Origin of the sequence: Marinovum sp. PR37 (assembly GCF_028807375.1) — a bacterium.
Lineage (GTDB): Bacteria > Pseudomonadota > Alphaproteobacteria > Rhodobacterales > Rhodobacteraceae > Marinovum > Marinovum algicola.
Window position 1 is genome coordinate 82,903 of the sequence record NZ_JARAML010000020.1, and the last position, 13,733, is coordinate 96,635.

13 protein-coding genes and 1 pseudogene are annotated in these 13,733 nt (G+C 65.0%); 4 read left to right on the forward strand and 10 right to left on the reverse strand.

Translation table 11 applies throughout. The features are described from left to right. Positions 1–7 precede the first annotated feature (7 nt). The 8 genes from PVW49_RS16355 to PVW49_RS16390 form a co-directional block, all read right to left on the reverse strand. Positions 8–1,180, reverse strand: a complete 1,173-nt coding sequence (locus PVW49_RS16355; RefSeq protein ID WP_074837447.1) for a phenylacetate--CoA ligase family protein — start codon at positions 1,178–1,180, stop codon at positions 8–10. A gap of 118 nt (positions 1,181–1,298) precedes the next feature. Further along, entirely contained in the window at positions 1,299–2,135 is an 837-nt protein-coding gene (locus tag PVW49_RS16360; protein WP_048529021.1) for an ABC transporter ATP-binding protein, read from the reverse strand. A 67-nt stretch (positions 2,136–2,202) separates the two neighbouring features. Beyond that, positions 2,203–3,492 (reverse strand): ABC transporter substrate-binding protein, encoded by a 1,290-nt coding sequence (locus PVW49_RS16365; RefSeq protein WP_048529023.1) that lies wholly within the window; start codon positions 3,490–3,492, stop codon positions 2,203–2,205. Positions 3,493–3,541: 49 nt separating this feature from the next. Next, on the reverse strand, positions 3,542–4,618 hold the full coding sequence (locus PVW49_RS16370; RefSeq protein WP_048529025.1) for a branched-chain amino acid ABC transporter permease: 1,077 nt from the start codon (positions 4,616–4,618) through the stop codon (positions 3,542–3,544). Between the two features lie 108 nt (positions 4,619–4,726). Continuing rightward, a complete protein-coding gene (locus PVW49_RS16375) occupies positions 4,727–5,101 on the reverse strand; it encodes a VOC family protein (RefSeq protein WP_074837448.1) in 375 nt (124 codons plus the stop codon). A gap of 28 nt (positions 5,102–5,129) precedes the next feature. Next, positions 5,130–6,083: a branched-chain amino acid ABC transporter permease gene (locus tag PVW49_RS16380; RefSeq protein WP_048529027.1), complete on the reverse strand. Its 954-nt coding sequence runs from the start codon at positions 6,081–6,083 to the stop codon at positions 5,130–5,132. Between the two features lie 106 nt (positions 6,084–6,189). Beyond that, the gene (locus PVW49_RS16385; RefSeq protein WP_074837527.1) at positions 6,190–6,981 is read right to left on the reverse strand and encodes an ABC transporter ATP-binding protein; all 792 of its coding nucleotides are present in this window, start codon (positions 6,979–6,981) and stop codon (positions 6,190–6,192) included. A 142-nt stretch (positions 6,982–7,123) separates the two neighbouring features. Next, positions 7,124–9,097, reverse strand: a complete 1,974-nt coding sequence (locus PVW49_RS16390; protein WP_274591071.1) for an AMP-binding protein — start codon at positions 9,095–9,097, stop codon at positions 7,124–7,126. Between the two features lie 274 nt (positions 9,098–9,371). Between PVW49_RS16390 and PVW49_RS16395 the strand changes: the two genes are divergently transcribed. After that, on the forward strand, positions 9,372–11,279 hold the full coding sequence (locus PVW49_RS16395; protein WP_274562176.1) for a PAS-domain containing protein: 1,908 nt from the start codon (positions 9,372–9,374) through the stop codon (positions 11,277–11,279). Continuing rightward, a complete protein-coding gene (locus tag PVW49_RS16400; RefSeq protein ID WP_048529031.1) occupies positions 11,276–11,980 on the forward strand; it encodes a response regulator transcription factor in 705 nt (234 codons plus the stop codon). The genes PVW49_RS16395 and PVW49_RS16400 overlap by 4 nt, the downstream gene beginning before the upstream one ends. A 2-nt stretch (positions 11,981–11,982) precedes the next feature. Here the strand turns inward: PVW49_RS16400 and PVW49_RS16405 are convergent, their stop codons facing one another. Then, positions 11,983–12,144 (reverse strand): hypothetical protein, encoded by a 162-nt coding sequence (locus PVW49_RS16405; RefSeq protein ID WP_170850563.1) that lies wholly within the window; start codon positions 12,142–12,144, stop codon positions 11,983–11,985. 118 nt (positions 12,145–12,262) lie between these two features. On the opposite strand from PVW49_RS16405, the gene PVW49_RS16410 reads away from it, so the two are divergent. Together PVW49_RS16410 and PVW49_RS16415 are read left to right on the forward strand one after the other, a co-directional pair. Further along, positions 12,263–12,661, forward strand: a complete 399-nt coding sequence (locus tag PVW49_RS16410; RefSeq protein ID WP_274591072.1) for an MAPEG family protein — start codon at positions 12,263–12,265, stop codon at positions 12,659–12,661. Positions 12,662–12,772: 111 nt separating this feature from the next. Next, a complete protein-coding gene (locus tag PVW49_RS16415; protein ID WP_048533625.1) occupies positions 12,773–13,405 on the forward strand; it encodes an MT-A70 family methyltransferase in 633 nt (210 codons plus the stop codon). 81 nt (positions 13,406–13,486) lie between these two features. On the opposite strand, the pseudogene PVW49_RS16420 reads toward PVW49_RS16415, so the two are convergent. After that, positions 13,487–13,733, reverse strand: a pseudogene (locus tag PVW49_RS16420) (hypothetical protein); the annotation flags it as partial.

Below are 13,733 nucleotides of genomic sequence, written 5' to 3' on the forward strand. Positions count from 1 at the left end.
TCCCGGATCAGTCGTAGACGCGGGTATCTTCGATCACGATGCCATCCTTGGGAAGCTCACCCGGCCTCACAAGCTCGACAGCACCGCGCAGCTTGAGAACCTCGCGGATGGATGTCTCGTAAAGGCTAGGGTCGCCGGCGGCGCTTTCAAGCCGCACGATCATCTTGTCGGCCTCGCCTTCGCGGGCGGCGATCACCCGGGCGCGGGTCACCTCGTCGTGCCGCGCCACCAGTTCGGCCACCTGTTCGGGCCGCACGAACATGCCCTTTATCTTGGTGGTCTGATCGGCCCGGCCCATCCAGCCCTTGATCCGCATATTCGTGCGGCCACAAGGGCTTGCGCCTGGCAGAACGGCGCTCATGTCGCCGGTGGCAAAGCGGATCAGCGGGTAGTCGGGATTGAGCGTGGTGACCACGATCTCGCCGACGTCGCCCGCGGCAACCGGGTCGCCGGTGCCCGGGGTCACGATCTCGACGATCACCCCCTCATCGACGATCATGCCCTCCCGAGCGTCGCTCTCATAGGCGATATTTCCGATGTCGGCGGTGGCATAACATTGCAGGCAGGCGATGCCGCGATCGGCGTATTCCTGCCGGAGCGAGGGAAACAGCGCGCCGCCGCCGACCGCCGCTTTGGTGATCGTGAGCGGCAGGCCCAGCGCCTCGGCCTTGTCGAGGATCACCTTGAGGTAGTCCGGCGTGCCGGCATAGGCGGTGATGCCCAGATCATGTGCGGCGCGGGCCTGAAGCTCGGTCTGGCCGGTGCCGGCGGGCAGCACGGCGGCGCCCACCGCCCGGGCGCCGTTTTCAAAGATCATGCCGGCCGGAGTGAGGTGATAGCCGAAACAATTCTGCACGATGTCGCCCGCGCCGATGCCGGCGGCGTGCAGGAACCGGCCCATCCGCCACCAGTCGTGGCTCACCCCGCCGGGCTCATAGATCGGGCCGGGCGACTGAAAGACATGCGCCAGGTTCGACACCGGCAACCCGCCAAAGGGCCGCTGCGCCTTCTGCCGGGCCACCAGGTCGGATTTGCGCAGCACCGGCAGGCGGGCCAGCCCGGAGAGGTCGCTCAGCGGGTCGATCCCGTGGCGGGCCAGCTGCGCATTGAGCGCGTCGCGCTGGGCGGCGTGGCGCACCTCGGGCGTCCGGGTTTCCAGGGCGTCGAAATGGCGGCTCATCGAAGGTATCCTTTGGTCAAATGCCGTGGTTCCGCAGGCCGGGCGTCGGCCCGGCATAGCGTCGGTGTGTCGTGCCGGCCTGCCGGGCTGAAGCCCGGCCTGCGGTCGTGAGTGGTGGTCACGCCAGCCAGCGCTTGCGGCGGCGGTAAGAGCGCACGTCGCGGAACGATTTGCGGCCCTCGTCGGACATGCCGAGATAGAATTCCTTCACATCGGCATTCTCGCGCAGATCCTTTGCGGCACCGTCCATCACCACCCGGCCGCTCTCGAGAATGTAGCCGTAATGGGCAAAGCGCAGCGCCACGTTGGTGTTCTGCTCGGCCAGCAGGAAGGAGACGCCCTCGTTCTCGTTGACCGATTTCACGATCTCGAAGATCTGCTCCACCAGCTGCGGCGCCAGCCCCATCGAGGGCTCGTCCAGCAGGATGGTCTCGGGGCGGCTCATCAGCGCGCGGCCGATCGCCGTCATCTGCTGCTCGCCGCCCGAAGTATAGCCGGCCTGGCTGCGGCGCCGTTCCTTGAGGCGCGGGAAATAGGAATAGACCATCTCGAGATCGGCCTCGATCGCGCCCTTGCCGTCCCGCCGCGTATAGGCGCCGGTCAGCAGGTTTTCCTCGACGGTCAGATGTTCGAAGCAATGCCGGCCTTCCATCACCTGGATCACCCCGCGCTTGACCAGCGCGGCCGGGTCGAGCCCCTGCACCGTCTCGCCCTTGTAGTTGATCGAGCCTTTGGTGACCTCGCCGCGTTCGGAGTGCAGCAGGTTGGAAATGGCCTTGAGCGTGGTGGTCTTGCCGGCCCCGTTGCCGCCCAGAAGCGCGGTGATCCCGCCCTTGGGCACGGTGAGCGACACGCCTTTGAGCACCAAGATCACGTGATTGTAGATCACCTCGATATTGTTGACCTCTAGCAGGGCCTCTTCGGATTGGGCTGTGGTCGGTGCGGCGTCCAGCATCTTCTTCTCTTTCACAAATACGCAGATCCGGCGGCAGCGGTCGGCGCCGCCGCCGGAGAGGAGAGATTTACATCTCGCAGGCGTCGTTCACCGGCCAGGGCGCATTGGCCTCGGCGTATTCGGCGGCTTTTTCGGCCACCAGCGCCTCATAGGCCTCGGTGTTCGGCGTCAGGTGGTCCGAGACCTTGACGAATTTCTCGCCGTCCCATTCCAGCATCCAGCCACCCGACTTGCCGGTGTGGTCGGCGCAGGAGGTCTTGAACGGCGGCACCATGCCGTCGAGGCCCAGTTCGCTGATCCGCGCTTCGGTCATGTCGATGTTCTCGAGCCCCCAGCGTAGCTGGCTGGCGTCGATCTCGCCGGTGTCGAATTCCTGCTGCGCCATGCGGATGCCTTCGGCGAGGATGGCCGAGATGATGATGCCGCGGTTGTAGAACACGCCGGCCATCTCTTCTTCATTCGACTTGGAATTGCCGGCATCGACAACGTGGGTCTTGATGTCGGCCACCACCGGCGCGTCGAGGTTCGGGAAGGACCAGGAGATCGACTTGTAGCCCTTGCCGTCTTCGCCGACGATCTTGAGGTCGGCATCATGCCCGGCCCACCAGACACCCACCATGTTCTCCATCGGGAACTTGGTCTTGACGGCTTCGGTGATGGCGCCGGCGTTCATCGCGCCCCAGCCCCACATCACCACGTAATCGGGGCGTTCGCGGCGGATTTGCAGCCATTGCGCCGATTGGTTCTGCATCTCTTTCAGACCGACCGGGATCGGCACCAGCTCGAAACCCTTCTCCTCGGCCATGCGCTCGAGCAGCGGCAGCGGTTCCTTGCCATAGGGGTGGTCGAGGTGCAGGAAGGCGATCTTCTTGCCGTCGAGCGAGCCCTGGCCCTCGAGGTACTGCACAATCATGTCGGCCGCATCCCAATAGCCCGCCGGCGTGTTGAAGGCCCACTGGAAGGTCTTGCCGTCCATCATCGGCGAAAAGCCGTAGCCCGGCGCCAGGATCGGGATCTCGTCGACATTGGTCTTGGGCAGCACCTGAAGCGTGATGCCGGTCGACCAGGGCTGGGTCACGATCGCCTTGCCCTTGGTCTTTTCATAGCATTCCACGCCTTTTTCGGTGGAATAGCCGGTCTCGCATTCCTCGAAGTCGATCATCACGCCGCCGATGCCGCCGTCGCGGGCATTGAGCATGTTCATGTAATCGGCCTGGCCGTTCATCAGCGGAATGCCGGTGGCCGCGAAGGGGCCGGTGCGGTAGCTGAGGTTCGGGGTAAAGAGCCCCTCGGCCAGCGCCGCGCTGCCCGCCGTGGCCAGCGCCGCCGCCGCGGCCCATTTGGTAAAGTGGTTCATCTGGTATCCTCCCATGGATTGCTTGTGTTTTTGGGTATTGGGCCGGCCCCTAGTGCGGGAACGGCCAGAGAATGAGTTTCTCGCGGATCAGCGCCCAGAGCCGGGCCAGCCCGTGCGGTTCGATGATCAGGAAGAAGATGATCAGCCCGCCGACGATCATGATGTTGAGGTGCTCGACCATGGCCGAGGACACCGGAAGGCCCAGGGCTTCGGGCACGATGCCCAGCACCACCGGCAACCCGACGATCAGGATCGCGCCAAGGTAGTTGCCGAGGATCGAGCCCAGCCCGCCGATGATGGCGATGAACAGGATGCGGAAGCTCAGCGGAATGTCGAACAGGTTGGGTTCGGCCGCGCCGCGCCACATGAAGACAAAGAGCGCGCCGGCGACGCCGACCACATAAGACGAGACCGCAAAGGCGGTGAGCTTGGATTTCATCAGGTTGATGCCGATCAGCTCGGCGGCGATGTCCATATCGCGCGTCGCCTTCCAGGTCCGTCCGAGATTGCCGCGGGTCAGGTTGATGCAGAGCAGGGTGAGCAGGGTGACGATGCCCAGGACCACGAAATACTGCACCACCGAAGAGGCCTGCGGCCCGGCGACATAGATGCCGAAGATGTCGAGATTGGGCACCTGGATCGCGCCGGAGGCATTGTAGTTGTAGAGCCAGGCCCATTTCTCGAACAGCCAGACCAGAAAGAACTGCGCCGCCAACGTGGCAATCGCGAGGTAGAACCCCTTGATCCTCAGCGACGGGATGCCAAAGGCCACGCCGACCCCGGCCGAGAAGATACCCGACAACAGGATCGCCAGGATCGGGTTCATCCAGGGCATCAGGGTGACCATCTTGTAGCAGGCATAGGCGCCCACCCCCATGAAGGCCGCGGTGCCGAGGCTGAGCTGGCCGGCATAGCCGGTCAGGATGTTGAGCCCCAGCGCCGCCAGCGCGTAGATCATGATCGGGATCAGCAGCGTCTGAAAGGCGAACTCGCTGGCGGTCAGCGGAAAGATCACCCAGGCAAAGAGCAGGATGATCGCCAGAAGCACGGCATCCTGCCTGACGGGAAACAGCGCCTGGTCGGCCTTGTAAGTCGTCTTGAACTGTCCTGCGGTTCTATAGAGCATGCGTCGTTTTCCGTTCTTTCCATTGAAGATGCGCGGCGCCCGCCCATCCTGCGTCCGTCCTGGAGACTGCGCGAGCCCCGCGCCTCTCCTGCCCTTGGTCCCCGGCGCTCACGGCCAGTCCGCCGCCGCGCCGGGAAAATCCTCGCCCTGTGGCCCGACGAGGCAGAACCGGTGGCCGGTGGGGGCCTGCATCACGGTCCAGCTCCTGACCGCGCCGATCCGCTCGGCGCCCAATGCGGCCAGCCGCGTGGCCTCGGCACCCTGATCGTCGGTTTCGATGTCCAGATGCACCCGCGGCGCATGGTCCACCGCCTGAAGCAGCACCTTGGGATATCCCTCATGCCCGTCGAACTGGGCGTATTTGCCGTCAGGGTCGATCTTGCCCTCCTTGCCCAGCGCGGCCGACCAGAAGGCGCAGGCCTGTGTCAGGTCGTCGGTTTGGCAGTCGATGACGATGCATCCGATGCGGGATTTGTGGCTCATGTCTGTCTCCGTGACGGGCCGGCGCCCGCTACACTCTCTCGATGATACGTTCGCCGAACAGCCCCTGCGGCCGGAACAGCAGCACGACAAGCGCCAGCACGAAGGCAAACCAGGTCTCGGTATTGCCGCCGAGCAGCGGCTGGCCCCAGTAGATCTCGAACAGTTTCTCCAGGATGCCGATCATCAGCCCGCCGATGATCGCCCCGGTGATGCTCTCCAGCCCGCCCAGCATAAGAACGGGCAGCGCCTTGTAGGCGATGACCTCGAGCGCGAAGCTCACCCCGGCGCGGGCGCCCCAGGCGATGCCGGTCACCAGCGCGATGATGCCGGCGATGAACCAGACCAGCACCCAGACCGTCTGAAGCGAGATACCGACCGACAGCGCCGCCTGGTGATCGTCGCCCAGGGCCCGGATCGCCCGGCCCATCTGGGTGTAGTTGAGAAAGGCCAGCAGCGCCGCCACCAGCAGGGTCGCCACGACAACCACCGTGATGTCGAGGTGTTGCAGGATCAGCAGCCCGTCCCAGGGCTCCAGCACCGTGTCGCCGGTGGGAATGCCGAGTTCCTCGGTGATCATCACCTTGTTCTCGCCGCCAAAGATGATCTCGCCCAGTCCGATCAGGAACAGCGTGATGCCGATGGTGGCCATGAACAGGATGATGTCGGGCTGGCCGACCAGCGGCCGCAGCACGATACGCTCGATGCTGACGGCCAGGATGAACATCACCACCAGCGTCAGCCCGACCGCGATCCAGGCCGGCACGCCCATGGCGTAGAGCCCGACCAGCGTCAGCGCGGCGAAGACCACCATGATGCCCTGCGCAAAGTTGAAAATGCGCGACGAGCGGAAGATGAGCACGAACCCCAGCGCGATCAGCGCATAGAGGATGCCGGAAACCAGCCCCTCCCAGAGCACCTGCATCAGGAAGTCGGGCGCCGCGACCATGTCGGCGAAGGGGGTGATGAAAATTTCTGTCAGCATGGGCGCGTCCCGGTCTGCAAGTGTCTCGCGCCCCGGACCTGATCCGGGGCCTCTCGGCGTCTGTCATGAGGTCCCGGGGCAGGCCCGGGACGGGTCGGAATTTGTCTCAATGTGCCACCCCCAGATAAGCGTCGATCACGTCCTGGTTGCTGCGCACCTCTTCCGGCGTGCCGTCCCCGATCTTCTTGCCGTAATCCATCACCACCACCCGGTCGGAGATATCCATCACCACGCCCATGTCGTGTTCGATCAGGGCGATGGTGGTGCCGAACTCGTCGTTCACGTCGAGGATGAAGCGGCTCATGTCCTCTTTTTCCTCGACGTTCATCCCGGCCATCGGCTCGTCGAGCAGCAGGATCGACGGTTGCGCCGCCAGGGCGCGGGCCAGCTCGACCCGTTTCTTCAACCCATAGGGCAGGGTGCCCACCGGCGTCTTGCGAATGTGCTGGATCTCGAGAAAATCGATCACCTCCTCGACCTTGCGCCGGTTGGCGATCTCTTCGTCGCGGGCCGTGCCCCACCACAGGGCCTGCGCCCCGATCCCGGCGTGCATATGCGTCAGCCGCCCGGTCATCACGTTGTCGAGCACCGACATGCCCTCGAAGAGCGCGATGTTCTGGAACGTCCGTGCCACGCCGAGGCGCGCCACCTCATAGGGTTTCATCGCCGGGCGGCGTTCGCCCTTGTACCAGACCTCGCCTTCCTGCGGGTGGTAGAAGCCGGAAATCACGTTCAACATCGACGACTTGCCGGCCCCGTTCGGCCCGATGATCGCCCGGATCTCGCCCTCGCGGACGTCGAACGAAATGTCCTGGATCGCCACCACGCCGCCGAAGCGCAGCGTGATGTTCTTCATCTCCATCAGCACGCCGCCGATCTGGCGGCCGTCTTCGGTCATGTAACCATCGGTATCCTTCACCGCGCCACCCCCTGCTTCTTCTCTTTCAAAATACGCAACCCGCCATCGGCCCCCTGCGCGCGCGTCTGACGTTCGGCACCCGGGGCGCTGACGGCCCGCCCGGGCCGGAAAAGCCCGCGTCTCATTCCGCCGCCACCGCGCGCGGGGCCACCGGCACCACTCTGGCGTCGCGGATCTCCAGCGTCGCCTTGATCTTGCCCTTGCGGCCATCCTCGTAGGTGACCTCGGTCTCGGTATAGATGCTGTCCGACCCGTCGTAGAGCGCGGTCACCAGGTCATCGAACTTCTCGCCGATGATCTTGCGGCGCACCTTGCGGGTCCGGGTCAGCTCGCCGTCGTCGGCATCGAGCTCCTTGTGCAGCACAAGGAAGCGGTGCACCTGACAGCCCGAGAGCATCTCGTCCTGCGCGACGCTTTCATTGGTCTCTTCCACGTGGTTCTGGATCATCTCCAGCACCCGCGGATGGCCGGCCAGCTCCTGATAGGAGGCATAGGCGATGTTGTTGCGCTCGGCCCAGTTGCCCACCGCCGTCAGATCGATGTTGATGAAGGCGCAGCACCGGTCGCGGCCGGCACCAAAGACCACCGCCTCGAGGATGTTGGGATAGAACTTGAGCTTGTTCTCGACGTATTTCGGCGCGAACAGCCCGCCATCGGCCATCTGGCCCACGTCCTTGGCCCGGTCGATGATCCTGAGATGGCCGGTGCCCTCTTCGAAGAACCCGGCATCGCCGGTGGCGACCCAGCCTTCCGGGTCCTTGGTGTCGGCGGTGCTTTCGGCGTTCTTGTAGTATTCCACAAAGGTGCCGGGCGAGCGGTAGAAGACCTCGCCATTGTCGGCGATCTTGATCTCGACCCCGGGCGAGGGCACGCCCACGGTATCCGAGCGCACCTCGCCATCCGGCTGCTGGGTGATGAACACGCTGGCCTCGGTCTGGCCGTATAGCTGTTTGAGGTTGATCCCCAGCGAACGGTAGAAATCGAAGATCTCGGGCCCGATCGCCTCACCCGCCGTATAGCCGACGCGCACCCGCGAAAAGCCCAGCGTGTCCTTCAGCGGCCCATAGACCAGCGCTTCGCCCAAGCGGTATTTCAACCGGTCGACAAGCCCCACCTTGCCGCCGTCAAGGATCGTCGGGCCGACCTTCTGGGCATGGCCCATGAAGTGGTGAAAGATCTGCCGCTTGAGTTTGCTGGCGTCTTCCATGCGGATCATGATCTGGGTCAGCTGGGTCTCGAAGACCCGCGGCGGCGCAAAGTAATACGACGGCGCGATCTCGCGCAGGTCGGTCATCATCGTGTCGGCGCTTTCCGGGCAGTTCACGCAGAAGCCCGTCCAATAGGCCTGACCGATGGAAAAGATGAAATCGCCGACCCAGGCCATCGGCAGATAGGCCAGCACCTCGTCGCCTTCGCGCAGGTGGTCGAATTCGGAAGAGTTCTTGGCCGTCTCGATGATATTGCGGTTCGAGAGCACCACGCCCTTGGGCTTGCCGGTGGTGCCCGAGGTATACAGCATGACGCAGGTGTCGTCATAATCGAGCGCGCCGCGGCGGCGGTCGAGTTCGGGCAGGAATTCCTCGCGCGCGGCCCGGCCCTGCTCCTGCACATGGCGAAACCGGTGCAGCTGGGAATGGTCGTATTTCCGCAGGCCGCGGGGATCGATATAGAGCATGTGCTCGAACTGGTGCAGGCCGTCCTGCACCTCGATCACCTTGTCGACCTGTTCCTGATCGGCGGCGATGACGAAACGCGCGCCGCAATGGCCGAGCACATATTCCATCTCTTCGGCGACCGCGTCCTGATAGAGCGGCACCGGCACCGCGCCGACCGATTGCGCGGCGACCATCGACCAGTAGAGATACGGCCGGTTGCGGCCGATGATGGCCACGAAATCGCCCTCGTTCACGCCGAGATTGAGTAGGCCCAGAGCCAGCGCCTCGATCTCCTGCGCGGTTTCGGCCCAGGTCCAGCTTTGCCAGATTCCGAGGTCTTTCTCGCGATAGGCGGGCTTGCCTGCGAACTGCGTCGCATTGCGCTTCAACAGCGCCGGAATAGAGCGCAGTCCTTCTGCGCCCCGAGACGTGTCAGTCAACCGATGTCCTCCCTTTGCCTCGTTTTTCGAGGCTGACCGCTGGTGCGATTCTGCTATCCATTTGGTCAACGTCGAGGCTGACGGTCAACTTTTTCCTTATCGTTTCCGAAATCTTACGAATTGTAACGGGGGGGCGCCGGCCGTCGGTGACCCGGCCGGCCGGCAAGGACGATCCCGGCCCGCGCGACGCAACGGCCGATCCGGCAAAGGTTGATCGGTCGCGGCGAAGCAAGTAACTCTCGAAAGCCACGCGCGCCGCCGGGACATCGCCTTCATGCCGCATTCCGACAGACATCTGTCAGCCATGACCCAAGCCGGGCTGAACCTGATCCAGCAGGCGCTGTCGATCTACGGCCGCAATCTGCGGCTGGTGCAGTGCAACCGCCGCTTTCAGGAGATGTTCGATCTGCCCGAGGCGCTGGTCACCGTCGGCGCCAGCTTCGAGGACACGATCCGCCATCTGGTGTCGCGCGGCGAATACGGCGAGGTTAGCGACCCCGAGGCCTTTGTCGCTGTCCGGGTCGAACAGGCCCGCGCCTTCGAACCGCATTACATGGAGCGCCCCCGCTCCAACGGCCGCTGGATCTCGGTCGAGGGGGCGCCGCTGCCGCAGGGCGGCTGGGTCACCGTCTACACCGACATCACCCGCACCAAGGAGCAGGAGCAGCTGCTGCGCACCCGCTCCGAGCTTTTGTCGGAAGAGGTGCTGCGGCGGTCGGAAGAGCTGGCCAGGACCAACCGGCAACTGGCCTCGACGATCAGCGCGCTGGAGGAAACCCAGCGCCAGCTGCGCGCCATCGAGGCCCGCACCCGGCTGACCACCGAGATGATGCCGGCGCATATCGCGCATGTGGATTCCAGCGGCCGCTACACCTATTCCAATCAGCGGCTGACCTCGGTCATCCCGGGCCGCCCCTCCGACATCGTCGGCATGTCGATCGCCGAGGCGCTGGGCCCGGATGCCTTTGCCAAGGTCCAGCCGCATCTCGCCGCCGCGCTGGCCGGCCAGCCCTCCACCTTTGAGTTTACCGATGCCCCCAGCCTGCGCCGCATCCGCGCCTCCTTTACCCCCGATCAGCACGAGAACGGTGTCTATATCCTGTCGATGGATGTTACCGAGGAAACCCAGACCCGCGTTGCCCTGCAACAGACCCGCCGCCGCGAGATCGCGGCGCAGCTCACCAGCGGGCTGGCGCATGATTTTTCCAACCTGCTGACGATCATCCTCGGCATGCAGTCCAAGCTGAGCCGGATGCCCGATCTGCCGGATGACGCCGCCCCGCTGATCAGCGCCACGCTGAGCGCCGCCCGGCGCGGCGGCACGCTGCTTGGCCGGATCGCCGACATGACCGCCAGCCGCCGTCACCGGCCGGTGGCGACGCGGATCGAGCCCTTTCTGCAAGAGCTTGCGGTGCTGGCCGGTCCCAGCCTGCCGCCGGGGGTCACGCTGCACCTGTCGGCGGATGTCCCGGGCGCCATCCTGTTCGATCCCGGCATGTTGCAGGATTCGCTGCTCAACCTGATCCTCAATGCCCGCGATGCCTGTGGCGAGGCCGGTGCCATCCATGTCGCCGCGCGGATCGATGCCGCCACATGGCTCAGCTTCGAGGTGCGCGACACCGGCCCCGGCTTCACCGAAGCGGCGCTGCGCCACGGGGCCGAACCGTTCTTTACCACCAAGGGCGGCGAAGGCTCGGGCCTTGGCCTTGCCATGGTCTATGACGCCACCAAGCTGGCCGGTGGCGATCTCAAGCTGTGGAACACCGAGGCCGGCGCGCAGGTGCTGCTGCGCCTGCCGCTGCGCCCGGCGCCCGAGGTCGAAGAGGCCGACCCCGGCATGGTGCTGCTGGTCGAGGACAATGCCGATCTGCGCGGCGCGATCCGCGACATGTTGACCGGGCTGGGCTGGCGCGTGGTCGAGGCGGCCTCGGTCGCCGAGGCGCAGGCGCTGATCGACGGGCTGCCGGAAATCACCTCGGTGCTGACCGATATCCAGCTCGAAGGCGCCGAAACCGGTCTCGACCTCGCCACCGATTGCACGGTGCCGGTGGCGCTGATGACCTCGTTGCCCGCCGATCACGCGCTTTATGTCGCCGCCGCGGCGCTTGGTCCGGTGCTGCGCAAACCCTTCAGCGCCGCGCAGCTCGCCGCCGCGCTGGGCGAGAGCCAGGATGCCCCATGACCGATGCGCCGCTGATCACCATCCTTGATGACGAGCCCGAGATCCGCCGGCTTCTGGCCGAGACGCTGGAAGAGGCCGGTTTTCGTACCCTGAGCTTTGGCCGCGCCACCGAATTCGAGGCCGCGCTGCGCCGCACGGCGCCCGACGTCTGCCTTGTCGATCTCAGCCTGCCGGATCGCGACGGCCTGTCGCTGGTGCACCGTCTGGCGCTGGAGCAGGGGGCTTCGGTGATCATTATTTCCGGCCGGGCCGAGGTTCAGGACCGGGTGATCGGGCTCGAGCTGGGGGCCGACGATTACATCATCAAACCTTTCGACCCCTCCGAGGTGGTGGCCCGCATCCGCGCCCGGCTGCGCGCTGCGCGGCCGGCGGTGCAGGCCGGCCGGATCGCCAGCTTCAGCGGCTGGCAGGCGGATTTCGACGCCTATACCCTGCGCAACGAGGCCGGCGACGTGGCGAGTTTCTCCCATGCCGAGGGGGCGGTGCTGCGGATGTTCCTCGAAAGCCCCGGACGGCTGATCACCCGCCAGCAGATGCAGGAGACGCTGGGCGGCGCCGCCGGCGAGAGTTTCGACCGGGCGATGGATGTGCGGATCTCGCGGCTGCGCACCAAGCTGGGCGAAGATCCCAAGAACCCGCGGCTGATCAAGACGATCTATGGCGCCGGCTACATCTTTCTCGGCGAGGTCGACTGGCGCTGAGCTCAGAGGCCGAGGCCAAGCCGCACCGTTGGCAGAAGCGTCGCGGCCAGGATGCCGACGATCCCGCCAATGCCCAGCCGGATCAGCGGCCGTCCCAGTCGCGGCCCGGCAAGCCCGAGCGCGCCGCAGACCAAGGCATAGTATGAGACCGTGATGATATCCATCGGTCCAGCCTAGCATGAAAATCGCGCGAATTCAGCCTTTTGCCACCAACCGGGCAGCGAATTTCATGTGCGATGTGATATGCTGCGCCGAGACTGGTTCACACAGAGGGAGATTCAGATGACCACCTTGGAAATCTACACCGCGCTCAGCGCGCTCTGGATCGCGATAGCCTGGGTGCCCTATATCCTCGACCGGATGGCCGTGCGCGGCCTGATGGGGGCCATGGGCAATTACGATCCGCAGGCGGTGCCGCAATCGGACTGGGCGCAGCGGGCAATGCGCGCCCACACCGTGGCGGTCGAAAGCTTCGTGGCCTTTGCGCCGCTGGCCGTGCTGGCGATGATCCGCCTGTCCGAAGACGGCTATCCCGGCCTGCTGGCAATGACCTATTTCATCGGCATCGTGGCGCATTACATCATCTACTGCCTCGGCATTCCGGTGCTGCGCACCCTGGCCTTTGCGTTGGCGGCGCTGTCGACGGTGGGGCTTGGACTGCGGGTGCTGGGCGTCTATTGACCGGACGCGGCGTGGTGCCGATGTCACGCCGCGAAACCTTCATTGATGTTTAAACCGTGTTTGCGTATTGTTCGCTTGCTTCACGGGGGCAGGATACGCAACATGTTCGCCATGCAAAACGAAGCTGCTCAAGATCTGGAGAAATTTCTGGACGGCCAGAAATTCGGCACCGTATTGGCCGACCCGCCTTGGCGGTTCACCAACCGCACCGGCAAGGTCGCGCCCGAGCACAAGCGCCTCGCGCGGTATCCGACGCTGGATCTCGACGCGATCTGTGATTTGCCGGTGGCCGAACATCTGATGGATGCGGCACATTGCTATCTCTGGGTGCCGAACGCGCTCCTGCCCGACGGGCTCCGGGTGCTCGAGGCCTGGGGGTTCGAGTACAAGTCGAACCTGATCTGGCACAAGATCCGCAAGGACGGCGGCTCTGATGGCCGCGGCGTGGGCTTCTATTTCCGCAACGTGACCGAGATCGTGCTGTTTGGCGTGCGCGGCAAGAACGCCCGCACCCTGCCGCCCGGCCGGCGCCAGGTGAACATGATCCAGACCCGCAAACGCGAGCATTCGCGCAAGCCCGATGAGCAATACGCGCTGATCCAGGAATGCAGCTGGGGGCCGTATCTCGAGCTGTTCGGTCGTGGCGTGCGCGAGGGCTGGACGGTCTGGGGCAACCAGGCGAGCGACGATTACAAGCCCGACTGGAAAACTTACTCCTACAATTCCTCGGTCGCTGCCGAGTGACCCCCGTCCCGGACGTGCTCCGGGACCTCTTGGCCGTGGTGGAGGCCCCGGGTCAGGCCCGGGGCGGGACAGCCCCGGCTTTTACGCTTCATCCTCCGGCCAGAGCCAGCCCTGGTCGATCTGGCGGGCCGGTTCGTCGAAGGTCACCCGCTCCACCCCGATGCCGATCAGGATCAGCGGGCAGGGATTGCCCACGCCGCGCCGCACCCGGTCCTGAAGCTTGTCCCAATGGGTGCTGGCGGTGCCGAACTTGTCGGCGACAAAGGCCTTGGCAAAGGCCGCGCGAGAGCTATGCCCGAAAGTTGGTGACGGTGTGATCAGGCGGCGG